The organism is Sphingobacterium sp. UBA1498 (genome assembly GCF_002325125.1).
In the GTDB taxonomy this organism is placed as follows: domain Bacteria; phylum Bacteroidota; class Bacteroidia; order Sphingobacteriales; family Sphingobacteriaceae; genus Sphingobacterium.
Genome location: NZ_DCRG01000017.1, coordinates 36,677 through 57,363, shown reverse-complemented (window position 1 = coordinate 57,363; position 20,687 = coordinate 36,677). Strand labels below are relative to the sequence as shown.

The window sequence follows — 20,687 nt, the reverse complement described above, 5'->3', positions numbered from 1 at the left end:
CCAATTTAGGCAAGACCTTTAAGATCTGACAGGCAAAGGTTATTCGACACTTTTCTTGCGCAGGATGCCTAAATCGTATTGGCACAATACGATTTAGGAGTTTGATGAAACTACAGTTGCGGTATCGAACTCTTTCGCAAGATCATTTGATATCACGGTTACAAATCTTTACTTTTGACCTAAAGCAAAGTAAAAAATCAACATGTCATCTATTCTTATAAAATCTGCACAACTTGTTAATGAAGGTAAAGTTGAGGTTGCTGACGTATATATCAGCAATGGTCGAATCGAAATGATTGCTCAGGAAATTAACCATCCTGCTGATCAAGAAATCAATGCGGAGGGACTACATTTATTCCCTGGGCTTATTGATGATCAAGTTCATTTCAGGGAACCAGGATTAACATATAAAGCGGATATATGGCATGAAAGCCGCGCAGCAGTGGCTGGAGGCACCACCTCCTTTATGGAAATGCCTAATACGGTTCCAAACACATTAACGCAGGAGTTACTTCAAGATAAGTATGATATTGCAGCTAGAAATTCGCTGGCCAATTATTCATTCTTTATGGGAGCGGCGAACGATAATCTTGAGGAGGTCCTCAAAACGAATCCGAAGAATGTATGTGGCATAAAAGTTTTTATGGGTTCCTCTACTGGAAATATGTTGGTGGATAATGAAAAAGCATTGGAAGGGATCTTTGCGAATGCTCCAACCTTAGTAGCTACGCATTGTGAAGATGAGGCGACGATAAAGGCCAATCTGGCTTTATTTAAAGAGAAATATGGCGAAAGTGGACTGAAAATTGAGATGCATCCCCTAATTCGTTCTGAAGAGGCTTGTTACTTATCATCCTCAAAAGCTGTCGAACTCGCAAAAAAATACCATACGCGCTTGCATATTCTTCATATATCAACTGCCAGAGAAATTGCACTATTTACGAATGATATTCCATTAAAAGATAAAAAAATTACCGCTGAAGCTTGTATTCATCACCTGTGGTTTTCTGACCAGGATTACGCCTCAAAAGGTAACTTTATCAAATGGAATCCAGCGGTGAAAACAGCGAATGATCGCGACCAGATTCTAAAAGCTGTACTGGATGGTCATATCGATGTGATAGCGACAGATCACGCTCCGCATACCATGGAGGAAAAATCTCAGGCCTACGCTTCCGCGCCAAGTGGAGGGCCTCTTGTGCAGCACGCATTGCAAGCTTTGCTCGATATGGTCAAAGCCGATAAAATGACCTTGGAACAATTGGTGCAAAAGTCTGCACATAATACGGCTACATTGTTCGAAATTGAAGATAGAGGTTACATTCGTGAGGGATATTGGGCAGACCTTGTGTTGGTCGATCTGAATAAACCTTATACGGTATCGAAAGCGAATATCCTGTCGAAATGCGGCTGGTCGCCTTTTGAAGGACATACATTTAGTTCAACAATCGAGCATACTTTCGTATCGGGTAAACTTGCTTTCTCTAATGGACAGCTGATTGAAAAAGGTGCTGGAGAACGTCTGTTGTTCAACCGATAGTAATTAACATGATGAAGAAAAGGGCCTTTATAAAGTCGATCGCTTTAGGCGGATTGTCAATTCCTATGTTAGGGATGACAAAGTCAGGGAAAGATCAAACTGAATTGTTCGGTCAAGCTACTTTACTTGCGACGAAACTAAAACTGGGTGATACCATAGGATTAATAACGCCAGCTGGTGTGTTGGATGATGAGGAGTCAATTCGCATTGCAGGTGAAGTATTTACAACGCTAGGTTTTAACATTAAAGAGGGGAAGCATATACGCAGTCGATACGGTAATTTGGCGGGTACAGATCAGGAGCGTATTGCAGATATACACGATATGTTTGCAGATAAAAGCGTCAATGCGATTGTCTGCATCAGAGGAGGTTCGGGGACATCCCGTCTTTTGGATAGATTAGATTATAAGCTGATCGCCAGTAACCCAAAAATTCTATTGGGATATTCGGACATTACAGCCTTAATTTTGGCATTATATGCCAAAACGGGACTTGTGACATTTCATGGTGCGGTGGGTATCAGCACCTGGACAAAGAAGCTGGCAGAAGCTTTCAATGCACAATTTGTAGCCAATAAGCCGTCGATATTTGAGAATCCTAAATCGAAAGGTGATAACATTGTACAGACCAAAGACCGAATTGCCACCATTCATCCTGGTATAGTAGAAGGAATATTGCTGGGTGGAAATATGACCGTACTGACCGGCTTATGTGGTTCATCCTATCTGCCAAGCTTTAAAGACGCCATTCTTTTTATCGAAGAGGTGGACGAAGATATGGAACGTGTTGATCGCATGTTTTGCCAGTTGAAAAATGCTGGTATACTGGGGCTAATCAAGGGGTTTATTTTTGGCAAGTGTACCGATTGTAAACCATCTGGTGGCTATGGATCCGTAACACTTGACCAATTGTTCAATGATTATATCAAACCGTTAAAAATACCCGCTTATACAGGGGCTGTCGTTGGGCATATCGCCGAACAGTTTATTTTGCCCGTAGGAGCAAAAGTCCGTGTAGATGCTTCGCAAGGAACGATTGCTTTAATGGAGCCTGCATTAAAAGATTAATATGAAATTAGTAAAAGTTGATTTCATCAAAGCCTTTTCTTTATATGAAGAAAAGGCTTTGATGCATAGAAGATTTAAACATGCTGATATTTTACCATTATTAGAAAATATCAGGAGCACTGGACGTTTTGCTGTATCGGAAATTGGGAAGTCCACTGAAGATCGTTCGATCTTTCGACTACAATACGGACAAGGGCCAATCAAGATACTTTTATGGTCACAAATGCATGGTGATGAACCTACGGCGACAATGGCCTTGTTTGATCTATTTAATTTTTTCAACGGAAAAGATGATGGTTTAGATGCCTTTAGAGATCACATAGCATCAAAAGTGACCTTGTATTTTATTCCGATGCTAAATCCTGATGGAACCGAACGGTTTCAGCGTAGGACAGCCATGGATGTGGATATGAACAGAGATGCAAGGGCAACAGCAACAGTGGAAGGGGCCTTATTGAAGGCGCAAGCCATGTTGCTAAAACCTGATTTTGCCTTTAACCTGCATAACCAAAACAATTACTACAACATTCCTGGAACAAATATGCCAGTGACAATTTCCCTATTGGCACCTGCCTATGACTATGCGCGGAGTATTAATGAAACTCGGGGAGATGCGATGCGGGTGATTGTCGGAATAAATAAAGTCCTTCAGGAATTTGTTCCAAAGGCGGTTGCAAGGTATGACGATGAGCATACACCGCGCGGTTTCGGTGATAATTTTCAAAAATGGGGCGCCAGGACGATCTTGATTGAATCAGGAGCTTATGTTGGTGATACCGAAAAAATGATGGTCCGAAAATGTAATTTCGTGGCTTTGTTAAAAGCATTTGAGGAAATTGCTGATCAATCCTTTAAACAGCATTCGGTTACCGATTATGATACAATTCCCTTCAATGATGAAAAGCTCCATGATGTGTTGCTGAGAAATTTGACCATTGAGCGGAGTGGTAAACCATTGCTTGTCGATGTTGCTATCCGGCAGAATGAAAAGACTATAGGCTCTGACTACTACGTAGAGGGTATTGTTGAAGATATTGGCGATTTGCAGGATTTTTATGGTTATGTAGATATTGATGTTGCAGGAACGGAGTTTGCTCCAGCCAAGATGTATATGGAGCCATTTGCTTCCCTGACCGATTTAGATGATACCATCGTGATGGGATTACTTGAAAAAGGCTATGCCGCTATTATTATTGAAAATGTGATCCCGGGAGAATTTTTGCATAACCTTCCAATTCGTGTATTAACTAAAAAAGCTATAGAATTTTCACAACAATTAGCTCTCGGAGCTCAAGCGGATTTTTTTCTTCGTAAAGAAGGCAAGAACATTTACGCCGTAGTTAATGGTTATGCGATCGATTTGAAAAAAACAATGCAACAGCAGTATAAAAATCAGATAAGTTAGGAATGCTTAATATAGCTCAAAAAAGAAAAAAGGTCACAGCCTGTGCTGTGACCTTTTTCTTTTTGAAACTACTAGTAGCCGGTATTCTGTTGATTTGCTATAGCTGGGTTTGCATTCATCTCATCCAGTGAAATAGGAAGAATGGTTTTAAAGAAGGTTCTATCGATCGTTTTTTGCCTATTTGTTGTGCTTATATTTCCTAAATCATCATCAAAAGTTATCGATTTGTTCCAGCGCATCATATCAAAGAAGCGGTGACCTTCTCCAAGGAGCTCTTTGCTTCTCTCATCGGCAATCATATCTAAAGTAATCGTGCCTGAGGTCGCAACATCTAATTTGGGAGAGCGTTGGCGTATTGCATTCAGGTAATTTGCTGCAAGGGCCTTGTCAGGAGATGATTTTAGTAGAGCAGCTTCAGCAGCGATAAGATATACTTCGGACAAACGGATGACCTTAATATTGACAGCGGTACTATTTGCTGTTGAATTTTTATCGCCAGCAAGCGTTGTGCTACCGCTATATTTATAGACCGCTCCTAAATGGGTGGTGCCGACTTCATCGTACGCCATAACACCCCATCTGACATCTGTCTCGTCTTTCTTAAATTTGGCCAAGAATGGATCTGCGGCTATAAAGTTTCCCAATATGGCTGTACTGCCATGTCCTTTTCTGCGGAACATCGCACCCAGTGAACTAGTCCCTGCGTCAGCTTCATTCGGATAGACACCCAATTCTAGAATAGATTCAGTTCCAAACATACCTGTCCAGGATTTTACCCAGTTTTCATTGCTATACAATGTGTAGACTTTGGAGTCTATGACCTCCTGCGCTGATTTTAACGAATTATCATAATCATTCATATAGAGATACACACGAGCTTGCAGTGCTTTATTGGCGAAAAAATTGAAATATCCATCCGATTTGGATTTTGGCAATAAGCTCTCTGCATCCTTTAAATCCTGTACTATTTGTTTGTAGTTTTCCTCCACGGAGATACGTTTTTCCTGCGCGCTATATTCGAGTACTTTCGTTACATTAGGGATACCAAGGGCAGATTTTTCCATGTTGTAGGGTTTTCCGTACAACCTGACAAGATCAAAATTGATGAGGGCTCTTGCGGTCAATGCTTGTCCTTTATACGTATTAAAATTTTCTGTCGAGCCGGCAGCGATTAGTTTATCGATATTTGTCAAAAGATTATTGATCTGCACGAGTGTATGAAACCCTTGTGTCCAGATGCTTGAATAGGGATTAGAAGAGGCCGAATGATTAAATACATAAAGATAGTCATAACCGCGGCCCTGGGATGCAATCGTAAAGTCACCCCCTTTGGCATCAGCATAGAGCGGGAAATTTCGTCCATAGTAGGCGACATTTGCCATTTTACTCATTAATCCATTCATAATAACCTTTGCGTCAGCAGCAGTTTGGATGGAGGTATTGGAGTCCCCCATATTGGTCGGTGTGACATCCAAAAAATTGCTACATGAGCTGATTGCTAATGATATTGTTATGCACGAGGCAATAAAAAGCTTTTTCATAATACTGTTTTTTTTCGTTAAAAACTAAATTCAACACCGAAAGTGTACGTTTTTGCCAATGGTGTTTCCCAGCCCCGCGTACCAAATTGGTTAACTTCCGGATCCATATACTTGTATTTCGAAACGGTCAACAAATTGCTTCCATTGAAAAATACCCTTGCATTGGAGATACCAGCTCGTTTTAAAAAATCATTTGGTAATCTATAGCTCAACGAAATGTTTTTTAATCTAAGATATGACGCGTCAAACAGTTGTCTACTGCTGATCTGGTTCACATCTTCCAGATCTCTTCCGGTAACCATTGGGTAAGTTCCATCCGTATTTGAAGGTGACCAGCTATTTTCTGTAAAATAAGCGGCATGAATTCGTTCCCAATAATAGCCGTCATCGGCAACATCTTTGGATGTAGCATCATAAAGTTTGCCGCCAATTTTATAAGCAAAGTTCAATCCCAATGAAAAGTTTTTATAATCGATGTCAGAATTTATACCGCCATATAGTTTAGGATTAGCATTTCCGATGATGGTTTGTTTAGCTTTTTTGTAATCATAACTTGCCGCTTTTCCGTTAAAGATAAAATCGCCATCAGTGCCATCGTTTGTATACCAGACGTTTTTGCCATTGGTTTGATCTGTACCTGCCCATTCTAGACCAAAGAATGATAAGGACGATTCTCCTTCGCGATAAATAAATCGAGCTCTATCGTCTCCACCAGTGGGATCATACCAGACGATATCTCGTCCACCATATAATTTTGTAATCTTGGATCTGATGATTGCGGCATTTGCACTTAATGTCCATTTCCAATTTTCATTTTTAATGATATCTGAACCTAATTCAATCTCTATACCTTTATTGTTCATTTCGCCAACATTTCGCAATATGGAGCCGAAACCAGTAATTGTGGAGATCGGAACATTCTGTAAGAGATCCTTCGAGTCTCTGTTAAAATATTCAATTGTACCAAATAGTTTATTGTGGAATAGGCCAAATTCTAATGCGACGTTTGTGGAGTAATTTTTCTCCCAAGCTACGTCCGGATTGCCTAAATTATTTAGCCCACCACCTGGCTGCGTCATATATTTGTTGGAATAACTTGTTAAATTGCGCCAGGCAAAAAGATCCGTAGGTAATGTTCCATTTACCCCATAGGAACCTCTAATTCTTAGGTTATTGATTTCCTCAATCTGTTTAATAAAAGATTCCTTGGCCAAATTCCAGGAAGCAGCTAAAGACCAAAAGTTGCCCCAACGAGGACCTGGTGCCAAGCGGGATGAACCGTCCCTTCTAAAAGATGCCGAGGCAAAATAGCGTTCATCGTAGTTATATTCCGCCCGCGATAGTACAGACATCATATTATTGCCCCAAGAATAGGCGGACGCATCCAATATACCTGCAGTGGCGACTGTATGAAGTGATGAGGATGGTAAATCTTTACCTGTAGCACGGATAAAATCAGTCGTGTTTTTTTCAGCTTCGAAACCAGCTAATAACCCAATATTATGCAAGCCAAAGCTTTTGTTGTAATTGGCGGTTGTGGATGATACCAATTTTTCAATGGACGTAGACACCTCTGTGACCCGGCCATTGTCTGCCATACCGTTATAATGTTTAGCGCTATAATAGATGTGATCTTTGACCTCGGTTCTGTCATAGGAGAAAATGGTCTTCAATGTAAGTTCAGGTAACAGCTTTAATGATAAAGATTCTATAGCTGATAATTTACTTGTTTTCGAAGAGTTTTCCCATTCCTTGTTGTAATACAACGGATTATAAGCGAGACTACCATAACGTGCTGTATATTCGTTACCTGTTTTATAATCAGTTGGCCAATACATCTGCCATAATAAATTACTCGCTTGATACAGGTAATTTGTTCCTGTATTCCTGGTGTCATTCATCCCAATAAGCTTGTTTTTAGCGTAGTTGACGTTTGAACCAAATTCGAGATATTTCCCAATCTTTTGCGTTAAATTAATCCGACCATTGATTCTGTCGAAGTTATTCTCAATAATCCTGCTTTTGTCTTGCGTGTATCCTAAAGACGCATAGTAATTGGTTTTTTCTGTTGCTCCGCTTACCGAGATATCGTTGCTGTTGAATATCCCGGTTCTAAACAATGCTTTGTTCCAGTCATAATACTTACCATCTCGATTCTCTACACCATCTGTTTTTCCTGAGATATGTACATTTTCCCATTGTGAGGTTCCATCTGTGCTGAATTGATAGCCATGAATACCAAAACCATAAGAAGAAGTTGGTTTACCGTAATTTGCCGAATTTGGATTCCAGTCCAAAGAATTTAAGCGGAATAAGGTGTTTTTATTCGCCTGTTCAGCCGTTTGACCAGCTGCTATTCTAGAGTCGTATAAAACACTATAGAGCATATTGATTTGATCCTGTACCGAAGCAGGTTCATTATTTTTGGTTGCCCAGGAAGGACTAATGCCGATAGAGGACTTGACATTGATCTTTGGATCTCCGTTTTTCCCCTTTTTTGTGGTGATGATGATGACACCGTTTGCCGCGCGGGAACCATAAAGGGAAGAAGCGGCAGCATCCTTAAGCACAGAAATAGATTCGATATCGCTGGGATTTAATGTGCTCATGACGTTGTTCGTATTGACAATATAGTCGCCCATCTGTCCGACACTACCCGAAATGACTGGAACACCGTCAATGACATAGAGTGGCTCGTTCGACGCGTTCATAGAGCCTATGCCTCGAATGCGTATAGCTGAAGTTGCACCTGCCTGACCAGATCCATTTGACATTTGCAGACCTGCAACACGGCCAGTAAGAGCTTTTTCAAACGAAGTGACAGGTTGTTTATCAATGGCATCTGATTTTACTTGTGCTGCCGAACCTGTATAGGTACTCTTTTTAGCCGTTCCATAGGCAATGACAATGACTTCGTCCAATGCCTGTTCATCACTGCTGAGTGAAATACTAATGGTTTTTCGGCCATTGACCTGAATTTCTTGTGGACTATAACCTACTGCAGAGATACTTAATATCGCGTTGGTGTTTGCGTTTAGCGTAAACAGGCCATTTTCGTTTGTTGAGGTTCCTTGGTTAGCGCTTTTTATAGTTATTGTAACTCCGCTAATTGGTTTTCCGTTGCTGTCTGTTATTTTACCAGCAATTTGGATCTGTTGCGCATATAAAGACTGCATCGAACTACAGGCTATGAGACACAACGTTGTGAGCACATGTTGTTTCATAAAAGTGTGAATTGATTAATTTAGTTTGTTAATATTTTGGTGCTGTCGGATGTTGGTCAAACTTGCGAAAGCAATTCAGTGCAATCTTTTTTTTAAGAAAAAAACATTGCACTGAATATAGGGTTATTTCCTTAAAATTCCAATTCCAGGACGGTCGGGAAGAAGGCAATTGCCATTGACAACGGTCATACCGTCATAAATGTCATTTCCGATCAATAAAGCACCATCTAAATCAGCCCAGTCTGTTAGGGGAGCGAGTTGTGCTGCTGCACTGATTGCACAGGATGTTTCGGTCATGCAACCGATCATAACTTTCATTTCCAGAGAACGCGCAAGCTCGGCCATACGTTTGGCCTCCCGCATGCCAGTACATTTCATCAATTTGATATTAATTCCTGAATACACGCCCTTTAGTGCAGGAACATCTACAAGTCGTTGACATCCTTCATCGGCAATTGTTGGTATCGGGCTGTTTTCGGTCAACCAGGCATTGTCATCTATCTGTTCCTTGGGCATCGGTTGCTCTAAGAAGTAAACGTTTCTTTCTGCAAGCCAGTGCGCCATCTCCAAGGCCTCTTCGCGCGTTTTCCAACCTTGATTGACGTCCGCGCACAGCGGGCGGTCTGTCACCTGCCGGATGGTATCAATAATCATTTTATCAGTATCCAGCCCAAGCTTTACTTTTAAAATTTTAAACTGATCCGCTTCGGCTACTTTTTTCCGTATCATTTCTTCGGAATCGATGCCTATTGTATACGATGTCGGCGGAATAAGATCAGGATTTAGTCCCCATATCTTATAATAAGGTTGGTTCATAATTTTCCCAAGGACATCATGCAGGGCGATATCAATTGCGGCTTTTGCGGCTGTATTTTTCAACGCAATCTGATCGATGTAATGTAAAATATCTTCGGTTTGAAAAGGAGAGTTGAACCCTGTCAGATCGATTTGATTGAGGAACGATAGGACACTTTCTTGCGATTCGCCAAGATAAGGAGGCATACTCGCTTCACCATAACCGACAATGCCGTCATACTCTAGTTCGGTCAATACAACCGGTGTTGTGCTTCTGCTGAAAGAAGCGACTGTAAAGACATGGTTCAGTGTTAGTGTATACGGGCGGAATCTTAATTTAAAGGCTCCAAAATCTTTATTGATCCATTGAGATTGGTTGCTCATCGTTATCTTATTTGTTGGTGTAATAATTGCTTTCAGCGACTTTTTGTATAGCGCTATCCTTCGTGCCGAGGTAACGGCGTGCAGCAACTACAGTACGGGTTTGGAAATCATCGTAGTTGGTGGCGTCCTTGAGCATGCTATTGATCCGAACCAAACCTGCCGCGTGAATAAAAGTGCCATTACCCATATAAAGCGCCACATGCGTCACTCGAGCATTTGGATTGTTATTTTTTCCTGCAGCAAAAAACAGTAAGTCGGCTGGTTTTAAGTTTTTAAGTGCTTTCTCAGGGTCAAAATGTCCTTCTTCGTCTAAAATATCAATTTTTTCTCCGGCTAGAACTTGTTGCGATGCATCTCTCGGTATCACAAAGCCGTTCATAAAGAAACTTGTTTTGGTAAAACCACTGCAGTCGACACCTTTTACCGAAGTTCCACCCCATAAATAGGGAAGACCCAACATGGTTTTCGCACTGGCGATAATATTTTCTGCTGTCGGATTGCGCGTTTCAAACCAATTTTTCAGTGTCAGGCTTTCTGACTTTTTAATATAGCCCAAACGTCCATCGGGATAGGCGATCTGATAAAAATTACCTTTCTGCCCTTTTAATTGTAGAATGTCACCATACACCAGGTCAGAAACGCGTTGACTCTTTTCATTTGGTTCGGAATATGATTTCCCGAATTCTGCAGTATAGATAACTTTTTCTGCTTGCCGCCAATGTTCCAATGCAATGTTGTCCATCACTTCAATGGACGAGGCCGGTACCCATGCAATATAACCGTCGGGTGTGCGGACACGATAGTCTCCACTTTTTTTCTGCAGAAGATCCACCTGTGTACCTAATAAAACCTGACTCGTTAACTCGGCCGCATTATCTGGAAATGTCCGCATATTGGCAACCGAAAGCCGAATCACTCCAGAAGTTTTTTCGCCTACACTGGCGTCAGGCAGGAACTGTACCTGAATATTAGCCGCTATTTCTTTTGCTTTTTGTTCCAAAACGAATTGAGCATCTTTCTCTGTTGTTTCAATCACATATTGGTTTTGTACGACATCCGCTTTTTGGATGGCCACGATTTTGGTTCTTTTATCAGGAGCAAATTGACTTTTTACGTTTTCTTGCAACTCTTTAACCTTAAAATACGTGGTGGAATCTAGCTGTTGTGCATAGCTGCTGCCGGTGCCAATAAGGCATGTATAGGCTAAAATAGCGAATTTTAGAGTGTTTTTCATGCGAATTAGTTTGTTTCTAAAGATAGGATTAATTCATAATATAAGGCAATTTTTAATGTCGATTTTTGAGTGATTTTGATGTTATGTTGCTAAAAAACGAATGGTTGGGTTTAATTTTAATAAAATTATCTAATTGCTAAAACCATTTTGTAATATTGCTTATTGATTGTGAAATCATAGGTTCTAGCGTGGTTTGACGCCTTTAAAATGCGAAATCCTGTGCTTTGGCGCAGGTCGCTTAAGTGGATTGAGGCGGATTTGGATGTAGTAGAATGCAGCGAAATCATACGTGCTCCTGATGTCAATGGGAGATTTGTTGTATTTGGGAGGCTAAAACCAGCTTTCAGCAATTGTTTGCCGCAAGGTTAAACCAAGATTTTATATAAAAGATGAATAAGAAAATGAGTTCAAGACGTAATTTCATTAAGCAAGGTTTGATGGCTGCTACGACAATGGGGGCCTTGACAGCATTTGATGCAAAAGGATTGACGGGTGCAGCAAATGGCAATTTGAAAAAATATCCTATTGTTATTTCCACGTGGGATTTCGGCATTGCAGCAAATAAAGCCGCTTGGGAAATATTGTCAAAGGGAGGGAAGGCATTAGATGCCGTAGAACAAGGCGTCCGTGTGCCCGAAGCCGATCTGAAAAATATGACCGTTGGTAAGGGGGGCTATCCCGATCGCGATGGGCATGTCACACTTGATGCCTGCATCATGGATTCGGACGGAAATTGCGGCGCTGTTGCCGGAATGGAAAAAATTGGACATCCAATATCTGTCGCACGCTTGGTTATGGAAAAAACACCTCATGTGATGCTTGTCGGCGAGGGTGCGTTGCAATTTGCTTTGGAAAATGGTTTTAAAGAAGAAAATCTATTGACTCCAGAAGGTGAAAAGGCTTGGAAGGAGTGGTTAAAAGAGAAGAAATACAAGCCGGTAGCCAATATCGAAAACCAGTCTTTTGCAGCGGAGCGCTTGCCTGGCAACCAGTATAACCACGATACGATCGGGATGTTGGCATTGGATGCCAGCGGGAATATATCTGGCGCCTGTACCACAAGTGGGATGGCTTTCAAAATGCATGGGCGTGTGGGAGATAGTCCGATTATTGGTGCTGGGCTGTATGTCGATAATGAAGTTGGAGGGGCCACATCTACGGGAGTGGGTGAAGAAGTGATACGCAATGTAGGTAGTTTTTTGGTTGTCGAATTGATGCGGCAGGGATATACGCCTGAAGATGCCTGTAAAGAAGCTGTTATGCGTATCGTGAAGAAAAAACCTGCGATTGCCAAAGAAATCCAAGTTGGATTCTTAGCCATCAATAAAAAAGGTGAATATGGTGCATATGCTTTACAACAAGGTTTTTCCTATGCAGTTTGCGACGGTGAACAGCAAGATTTACTCATCAAGGGAAAGCATTACTATTAAGATGAGGCGTGTCTGAATATGAGATCTTAGTGTTCAGAGATCATATAACGTAGACATTTATTTTGCAGTGATAGTAGGAGAAGTCATTGTATCATCAGCATTTAGGTGTTTGAATAATTAAATTAAAATACACAATAATATAAAAAGTATGAAAGCAACATTTGGAGGAGGATGTTTTTGGTGTACAGAAGTTATTTTCCAAAACACGGAAGGCGTGACATCAGTTTTGCCGGGATATATGGGCGGACACATAGATAACCCTACTTATGAGCAGGTTTGTACCGGTACTACGGATCATGTTGAGGTTGTTGAATTAGAGTATGATGAGGAATTGGTTAATTACGAGGATCTGTTGAAAATATTCTTTAAGACACATAATCCAACGACATTAAACCGTCAGGGCAACGATGTGGGTACACAGTATCGATCAGTTGTATTTTATCATAACGAAGAACAGGAGATCTTAGCAAAGAATTTCATTGATGAGTTGGACAATGAAGACGTGTATGAAGATCCTATCGTTACTGCAGTTGAGCCCGCTTCAACATTTTGGCTTGCCGAGGATTATCACCACAATTATTTCAACACCCATCCTGAAAATCCCTTCTGTTCGGTTGTTATTGCGCCGAAACTTCAAAAATTCTTTAAAGAATTTAAAGCATAAAAAGACAACATCAAAGTAACAGGAAGAGTTTCAAATGAAATAAAGGTGTAAAATAGGTTTTTGATATGCCGCAAATGTACAAACGAAGTATAGGATAAAAAATTGATAAGCATAAAAAAGGCTCGAACTGATCTTCGAGCCTTTTTTACGTACAGTATATGATTTAGAACATTTCCATCTGTCCTTTATCGTCGATTTGGATATCGTTTGGATTGGTTATTTCCAAGGTGATATCATCATTTTTGTCTGCTGGCTCATCCCCTTTTTGAGGAGTTGCTGTTGCGGTAGCTGTTGTTTCTACAGCAGCTTCAGTTGGTTGCGCTGTAGTTGTAGTATTTGCAGAAGTCGCCGTTGCTTTTTCTTTTTGACTTAAATCTTCGTCAGCAGTCAAGAGGACAACTGATTTTACGGTATGAAACGACAGACGATTTCCTTGCGCTTTTATTCCTTTTACATCGATGATTTCAGTCAAAGGTTGATCAAGAGTTTCTTCCGTTTGGGATTTGCCTTTTAAAATATCCAATTTGACGATGGGTTCAGTCGCATTACTCATTAAGATCAGTTTTGAACCTGCGTCTTCATTGATAAAGGAAATGCGCTTTCCAATAGGTTGATCGTCAAATTTAAAACGTTTGACAAAATATGTTCCGCTTTTTCCATCCTGATGGATTACAGTATAGACGTGGTCTGGATAATATTTTTCGATGCGGATCATTTTCTCATCAAAGTGGTTACTCAAATCAAAGTTTGATAATTCGTAGCTACCGTCCGAGAGTACTATTAATATCTTGTCATCGCCATCGAACTCACCCAAATACTGACCACGTTCATCAGCATTTAGCCGTTTCATAATGGTGTCGTACCATATTTTTCGTCCGGCCAATGTGGATACACCGGAGCTTTTAAAGCTGATTTTTTTAACAGGATATTTGGATACAATATTTCCTTGCGAAGCACGCCCTTTGATCGCTATTTCAGCAAAGTCCATATCAAAATTTAACTTGCGCAATTTTGTATGCGGTTTAAGCTGTATGTTGACTACCTCAGCTTCACCGTTCGGATTGGCTGTGAAATACAGAATTTTAGATCCTTTGGAACCTTTGGATACATCATATTCCTTATCCCGAGTGACACCCACCACAGCGAAACGTTTGATAAAACTGGTGCCCGTTTCACCTTCTTTATAGATGGCGTTATAGATTGTCCGCTCATCGCCTTTTTTGAACACAGCAACGTGGATAATTCCCTTTCCGACAAACACTTTATCCTGGATTTTACTGACAACGTATTTACCGTCCTCACGGAATACAATAATATCGTCTATATCAGAACAATCGCATACAAACTCATCTTTCTTCATGCCCGATCCAATAAATCCTTCTTCACGATTGACATAGAGTTTGGTGTTTGCCAAGGCAACTTGGGTAGCTTCTACTTTGTCGAATATGCGCAGTTCGGTTTTGCGTTCACGGTCTTTACTATATTTTTCACGTAACTTTTCAAACCATGCAATGGCATATTCTGTCAGTTGGCGTAAATGACGTTTGACTTCTTTGATCTCATTTTCGAGCGTCTTCATCATTTCGTCCGATTTTTTAACATCGAAACGTGTAATGCTGCTCATGGGTTTATCGATCAATTTCTTGTAATCTTCGGGGCGTATGTCCCGATAAAATTGATCAAAGAATGGTTCAAACAAGCGATTTAGAACTTGCACAACGGTATCGAAGTCACCTGCATTTTCGTAATCCGGATGTTTGTACATCCCATTCTGGATAAATATTTTTAATAGACTACTGAAGAATATTTTCTCTTGAAGATCGTTCAAACGAATCTCCAATTCTCTTTTCAATAGGTTTTTAGTGTTTATGGTATTCTCGATGAGAATATCATTGACACTCATAAAATGAGGTTTCTCATCCTTGATCACACAGGTATTGGGCGATATGGAGACCTCACAGGCTGTAAAGGCGTACAGGGCATCGATCGTTACATCCGGAGATATTCCGGGTGCTAAATGCACAATGATCTCGACATTTCCCGCGGTATTGTCCTCTATTTTTTTAATCTTAATCTTCCCTTTATCGTTGGCTGTAACGACACTTTCAATAAGACCGCCGGTTGTGGTTCCGAAGGGAATTTCTGTAATGGCGAGCGTCTTTTTGTCACGTTCCTCAATCTTTGCCCGTACACGGATTTTACCGCCACGTTGACCTTCATTATAATTTGAGACGTCGGCCATACCACCAGTAGGAAAGTCTGGGAATATATTTGGACGTTCACCGTTTAATACCTGAATTGACCCGTCAATAAGCTCAATGAAATTATGCGGCATGATCTTCGTCGCCAGCCCTACTGCGATCCCTTCGGCTCCTTGAGCCAATAATAGCGGGAATTTTACCGGTAAGGTAACAGGTTCGCGATTACGGCCATCGTAACTCAATTGCCACTCTGTTGTTTCGGGGTTAAAAACCACGTCATTGGCAAATTTGGATAGTCTTCCCTCGATGTAACGAGGAGCAGCCGCAGAATCGCCCGTAATGGGGAAGCCCCAATTCCCCTGACAGTCGATCAAAAGGTCTTTCTGTCCCAATTGTACCATGGCATCGCCAATAGAAGCATCACCATGTGGGTGATATTTCATCGTATTTCCGATGACGTTAGCAGCTTTATTATATCTACCATCATCCATTTCCTTTAGGGAATGGAGGATACGACGTTGTACGGGTTTTAAACCGTCATTAATATGTGGTACGGCTCTGTCCAAGATAACATAGGAGGCATAGTCCAAAAACCAGTTTTCGTAGAGACCCGATAAAGGTATCGTCTGACTTCCGCTTTCTGTTTTTCCTGATCCCAGGTCGTCTTGATTATCTTCCTTTGGGAAGTTTGTTTCGTCACTCATTTACTCAGCAATAGATTAAATTGTACAATACAGAAATGTTCGAAATATTATTTTATTCGAACGTGTAAAAATACAAAACCATTTTGTTTTATCACAGTGAAACTATGAAAAGTTAAAAAAATTAGCTTTTGAAACTAATATAATTAGTTTTATGGGGTGTCGGGAACCAAATCATACCAATAACAGGGGATATTCCATGGATCGAGATGAAATTGCTCTGTCACCTGAAAACCTGTTTTCTCCAACACATTTCGCGACCCCTTGTTTTGGATATGTGTGATGGCATGTACATCAAAATGGGTCAGGTGTTCTCGATAGTACTGCATACAGGCTAGCGCCGCTTCTGTCGCATAGCCTTTGCCCCAGGACTCCGTTCTGAAACGATAGCCGAGATCTAGAAATCCAATCCGCCCATTTTCCAATTCGTCAATATATTTGAATCCCGTCCAGCCTATCCAGTCGTTGCTTGATTTCTCAACGACCCCTAGACGACCTATACCGTATCGCTCATATTGTTGCTGAATATGGGTGATTACTTTTTTTATTTCTTCAATGGATTGTACAGGTTCGTTATTCAGAAAAGTATGAACCTCCGGCTGTGAATCCATTGCGAAAAAATAAGCAGCATCATCCAGCTGTATCGGGCGGATAATTAAACGTTCGGTTTCCAGTATTGGTAGGTATTTTTCCATAGTTTTTTATTCATGTTGAATGACTTGATCCTTAGTTATAGCCAAAGCTTATCGATATCTTTCTTCAGTATTTTTTCTTTCATTTCTTCCTCAAAGTCTCCAAATTGATCACTTTTGACGGATTTACTGATTCTGCCAGCTTCGAGTACCAAGATTTCATCGCAGGTATCTTTTAAAGTGGAAAAGATATGGGAGGAAATCAATATGATCTTTCCCATTGCTTTTAGACGGAGAATAATTTCTGTAAGAATGATACTGCTCTGCAGATCAATACCATTAAATGGTTCGTCCAGAATATAGTAATTATTGTTCTGCAGTAACGTTGCCGTCAGCGCAAGCTTTTTTTTCATCCCTGTGGAATAAGAGCTTGCATATTCCTTCAGCGGCAATTCGAAAATATTTCTTTCACTAAGATTTTTGATCTTCTTTCCACGCGCATCTGTTAGCAGATAAATATACTCTTCACCTGTCAGCTTCGACATGAAATAAGGATCCGAGGTTAAGTAGCCTAAATTATTCTTTAACGGTTGCAGAGCAGATGTTATAGTGCCTGTGGCCGTTTCAAGTCCTGCAAGACAACGAAATAGGGTTGTTTTTCCTGCACCATTTTCGCCAACAATGCCATATACCTTTCCACCGCTAAATGTATAAGAGATCTCGCGGAGTACCTGATGTTGTCCAAAGGATTTACTGAGATTCGTAAGCTCGATCATAAATGATTTTTAAGGTTGTTGATGGCTTTAATGTAATAAAAGGGCAATAGCGCAAGTATCAATGGATAAAAGCTAAAACAAAGCACTAAAGCAAAGCCTTCCGGGAAATTGATTTCTCTTGGGTAAGCGACATATTTTAATGTAATTGCAAAAGGAAGCAGAAAAAGTATACCTCCCAGCACAATGCAGGCATTGAATAACGCTGAGGGAAAGAGAAGGACGTAAACAAGGAGGAGAGGAAATGCAACTAGAAGACATTGCAAAATTCCCCGTCGAAATTTTCGCATGAGAAAGCCTCTTGGTGTATGATTATCATTCCAAAGGTAAAAAATCGGCTCCGGTAATTGATAATATAAAACGCAGGTGAGCCCAATGCATGCAACACAAAACAAGACAAGATTGGGATTGGCAGCATAAAAACCTATTCCAGCCAATAGATATAAAACGATTAAAAGAAGGTAACTCCGACGGAATCCGATAATAAATTCAAAAGGTTTTTTTGCGAATGGCGTCGGAATGGACTTGCCAAAAGCCTTAAATGTCAAAAATGCAAAAAGTGCAGCTAATACAATCAAAAAAAGTACATATGGCCAATGATTATGAAGGAGAAGAATGACAAACGAAGGGATAACGACCAAGGCATTTTCCCATAGTCTGATTTTGTGAAAATCTCTTCTGCTGAATATGTTTTTGAGAAAATCATTCCTGTTTTTTTCCGTGAGTAGAAAAAGCAGTTGAAAATTACCCAGTATCAGGGCATAATAGCCAAAAATAGGGTATTGAAACAAAGCATAATAGACTAAGTAGCATAACCCAACCAATAGGAGATATGCGATCGGAACAGGTAGTCCTGTAGCTTTGATATGACGAACGAGTAATTTGTATTGGAGCTTTAAATAATTGCTTACCATGATAATTCAAACTTAGATAAATTACCTTTTATATGCAATATAATTGCATAGCATATAACGGCAAGTATTCGGTCCGATCTGTTCTTTTCGGCACTCCTGTTCGCTAAGCAATTTACCGATCTTTCACGTTGTCCATTGAAAAACTGATGATAGCGGAAATCCCTGTTTGCCTCGCATGCGTTTTCGAGACCTTTAAAGGCTAGTTGGCCTTGTGCCTTCGTTGCCAGCTCAGCATATAGGCCAGTGCAAGCAGCAAAACCACTGCATTGCCATACATAATGACGGGAATTCGAAGAATAACATCACTATAGTACAGGCCAGCAAGCAGTGCGCCAAGGCCTATTCCCGCTTCGAGCGAGATATACATGGTTGCTACGGCCTTGCCACGATGCTCGGGTAAGCTGAGGTCAATTGTCCAAGCATTGACAGCAGGCGAGAGTATGCCGGTGCCTGCCCCATAGATGCTTGCACCGATCATCATTCCAACAAAGCTATTGCCCATTCCGATAGCAACAAGTGCAATGGCAATAATGATTATTCCAACAACAATGACTTTCGGTCTTCCGTAACGGTCCGAGACTTTGCCGGATACAAAACGTATCAGTACCGATGCAATCGTAAAGGCCAGGAAAAATAGTCCTTTGTTTTTAATTCCTAAATATTCACTCCAGTCAGGAATTAAGGTTAGAATAACTCCATAAGCTGTGTAGGATAAAAAGGTGACGATTCCAGCGGGTAGCGCGCGCCATTCGATGATATCCTTGCGGTTTATTTTGAGCATCGAAAGATTAAATTTCTGTTTTTTTGCCAGTGTCTCCTTCATGTTAATGACGATAATAATGGAGAGAAGTGCCATGAGAGATGAACAGTAGAACATGATATTGATGCCAAAGGCCTCAAAGATGGCGCTGCCAATCGCTGGGCCAACAGCTGTACCGATGCTAAAAGCGAGTCCATGCATACCCAATGCTTCACCCCATCTTTTTTGGGGCACTAAATCAGCTACGTAAGCAGACGTTGAAGTCGGTTTAAAACCCGTAGAAAAGCCATGTATCAATCGTAGGAATAAAAAACCGGCGACAGACGTCAAGATAGGATAGAGAAATCCACAGATGAAACAGACGATGGATCCAATTGCCATGACCGGCACCCGCCCCCATCGGTCGGTCAATTTTCCACTGAAAGGCCGCGAAATTCCTGCGGTCAATGTAAACAAAGCGATGATTAAACCTTTGTATTCTGCTCCGCCCAAACTGCTCAGGTAATTAGGGAGCTCGGGGATAATCATATTGAAACTCGAAGAGAATAAGAGCGAGCTTAAGCAGAGTAAAATAAATTGTAACGTGTAGATGGATTTCTGTTCAGCTGGCATGGCGGAATTTTATTGTGGAATGTGGCAAATGTACAGTTTTCGGAGCGATGAATGGATTCTTAAACCAATTTTTGTCTAGAAATCTCACTACAGAAGATCGTTGTTGCTACAGCAACATTTAAGGACTCCGCCTGCCCTAAGCGTGGGATGGTAATGGCTTGATCGATCAATGCTGTTATTTCTTTGCTAATACCGTTTCCCTCATTGCCCATAACAATCAAGCCTTCATCGGTCCATTGGGTTTGATAGATGGATTGACCATGCAGTAGTGCACCATACACCTTCAGACCACTTGACTGTATAAATTCCCCTAAATCGGTATAATAGATCCGAAGTCTTGCCAGTGAGCCCATAGTTGCCTGTACTACTTTAGGATTGTAGGCGTCCACGGTACCTATAGAGCATATAATATGTTTGATGCCAAACCACTCCGCGGTGCGGATAATAGTGCCTAAATTGCCCGGATCCTGTATATCATCAAGCACAAGACTAAATTTATTTTTTAAGTTGTCTGATACAATCGTTTGTTGAGAGGGTAGTTTGACCAAAGCGAGAATTCCCTGCGGCGATTTCAACGCACTAATCTTTTGAAATTCAGTCTCCGTCAGTTCCTGGCATTTTATATTATGCGAGATTTTACCCACTTTTGTGCTGGCGTCGCCCGTATAGAAAATGGACTCAACCTGATAGCGAGAAGAGATAAATTCCATGACGGACTTTATACCCTCCACGATAAAAAGGCCCTGCTGTTTTCTAAACTTTTTATTTTGCAGAGACGTTATTAGACTGATTTGCGCTTTTGACAACATT

Annotated in this window: 15 protein-coding genes; 5 read left to right on the top strand and 10 right to left on the bottom strand. The window is 40.9% G+C overall.

Features of this window, described 5'->3' with window-relative positions; translation table 11 throughout:
- Positions 1-202: 202 nt before the first annotated feature.
- Genes B3139_RS09860 through B3139_RS09850 form a run of 3 tightly spaced genes read left to right on the top strand, consistent with a single transcriptional unit; the run spans position 203 to position 4,012 of the window.
- Positions 203-1,540, top strand: coding sequence for a dihydroorotase (locus B3139_RS09860; RefSeq protein ID WP_293882417.1), 1,338 nt, complete (start codon positions 203-205; stop codon positions 1,538-1,540).
- 8 nt (positions 1,541-1,548) lie between these two features.
- The gene (locus tag B3139_RS09855; protein ID WP_293882415.1) at positions 1,549-2,607 is read left to right on the top strand and encodes a S66 peptidase family protein; all 1,059 of its coding nucleotides are present in this window, start codon (positions 1,549-1,551) and stop codon (positions 2,605-2,607) included.
- A gap of 1 nt (position 2,608) precedes the next feature.
- Entirely contained in the window at positions 2,609-4,012 is a 1,404-nt protein-coding gene (locus B3139_RS09850; protein ID WP_209579104.1) for a M14 family zinc carboxypeptidase, read from the top strand.
- A 71-nt stretch (positions 4,013-4,083) separates the two neighbouring features.
- Here the strand turns inward: B3139_RS09850 and B3139_RS09845 are convergent, their stop codons facing one another.
- The 4 genes from B3139_RS09845 to B3139_RS09830 all read right to left on the bottom strand — a co-directional run bounded on the left by B3139_RS09845 (position 4,084) and on the right by B3139_RS09830 (position 11,190).
- Positions 4,084-5,553, bottom strand: a complete 1,470-nt coding sequence (locus tag B3139_RS09845; RefSeq protein WP_293882412.1) for a RagB/SusD family nutrient uptake outer membrane protein — start codon at positions 5,551-5,553, stop codon at positions 4,084-4,086.
- Positions 5,554-5,570: 17 nt separating this feature from the next.
- Positions 5,571-8,777 (bottom strand): SusC/RagA family TonB-linked outer membrane protein, encoded by a 3,207-nt coding sequence (locus B3139_RS09840; protein ID WP_209579106.1) that lies wholly within the window; start codon positions 8,775-8,777, stop codon positions 5,571-5,573.
- 123 nt (positions 8,778-8,900) lie between these two features.
- Positions 8,901-9,956 carry a dipeptide epimerase gene (locus tag B3139_RS09835; RefSeq protein WP_293882409.1) on the bottom strand — a complete coding sequence of 352 codons (1,056 nt, stop codon included), beginning with the start codon at positions 9,954-9,956 and terminating at the stop codon, positions 8,901-8,903.
- A gap of 7 nt (positions 9,957-9,963) precedes the next feature.
- Positions 9,964-11,190 (bottom strand): NlpC/P60 family protein, encoded by a 1,227-nt coding sequence (locus B3139_RS09830; protein ID WP_209579108.1) that lies wholly within the window; start codon positions 11,188-11,190, stop codon positions 9,964-9,966.
- 389 nt (positions 11,191-11,579) lie between these two features.
- On the opposite strand from B3139_RS09830, the gene B3139_RS09825 reads away from it, so the two are divergent.
- Positions 11,580-12,620 carry a N(4)-(beta-N-acetylglucosaminyl)-L-asparaginase gene (locus B3139_RS09825; protein WP_409050312.1) on the top strand — a complete coding sequence of 347 codons (1,041 nt, stop codon included), beginning with the start codon at positions 11,580-11,582 and terminating at the stop codon, positions 12,618-12,620.
- Positions 12,621-12,768: 148 nt separating this feature from the next.
- Positions 12,769-13,284, top strand: a complete 516-nt coding sequence (gene msrA, locus B3139_RS09820; RefSeq protein WP_209579109.1) for a peptide-methionine (S)-S-oxide reductase MsrA — start codon at positions 12,769-12,771, stop codon at positions 13,282-13,284.
- 163 nt (positions 13,285-13,447) lie between these two features.
- Here the strand turns inward: msrA and B3139_RS09815 are convergent, their stop codons facing one another.
- The 6 genes from B3139_RS09815 to B3139_RS09790 form a co-directional block, all read right to left on the bottom strand.
- A complete protein-coding gene (locus tag B3139_RS09815) occupies positions 13,448-16,189 on the bottom strand; it encodes a DNA gyrase/topoisomerase IV subunit A (RefSeq protein ID WP_209579110.1) in 2,742 nt (913 codons plus the stop codon).
- Between the two features lie 149 nt (positions 16,190-16,338).
- Positions 16,339-16,881 (bottom strand): GNAT family N-acetyltransferase, encoded by a 543-nt coding sequence (locus B3139_RS09810; protein WP_209579111.1) that lies wholly within the window; start codon positions 16,879-16,881, stop codon positions 16,339-16,341.
- Positions 16,882-16,916: 35 nt separating this feature from the next.
- Positions 16,917-17,594 (bottom strand): ATP-binding cassette domain-containing protein, encoded by a 678-nt coding sequence (locus tag B3139_RS09805; RefSeq protein WP_209579112.1) that lies wholly within the window; start codon positions 17,592-17,594, stop codon positions 16,917-16,919.
- Positions 17,591-18,505 carry a hypothetical protein gene (locus B3139_RS09800; RefSeq protein WP_293882405.1) on the bottom strand — a complete coding sequence of 305 codons (915 nt, stop codon included), beginning with the start codon at positions 18,503-18,505 and terminating at the stop codon, positions 17,591-17,593. The genes B3139_RS09805 and B3139_RS09800 overlap by 4 nt, the downstream gene beginning before the upstream one ends.
- Before the next feature lie 199 nt (positions 18,506-18,704).
- Complete coding sequence (locus B3139_RS09795; protein WP_209579114.1) at positions 18,705-19,877, bottom strand: MFS transporter; 1,173 nt, start codon at positions 19,875-19,877, stop codon at positions 18,705-18,707.
- A gap of 59 nt (positions 19,878-19,936) precedes the next feature.
- Positions 19,937-20,686, bottom strand: a complete 750-nt coding sequence (locus B3139_RS09790; protein WP_209579115.1) for a TrmH family RNA methyltransferase — start codon at positions 20,684-20,686, stop codon at positions 19,937-19,939.
- Position 20,687: the final 1 nt, after the last annotated feature.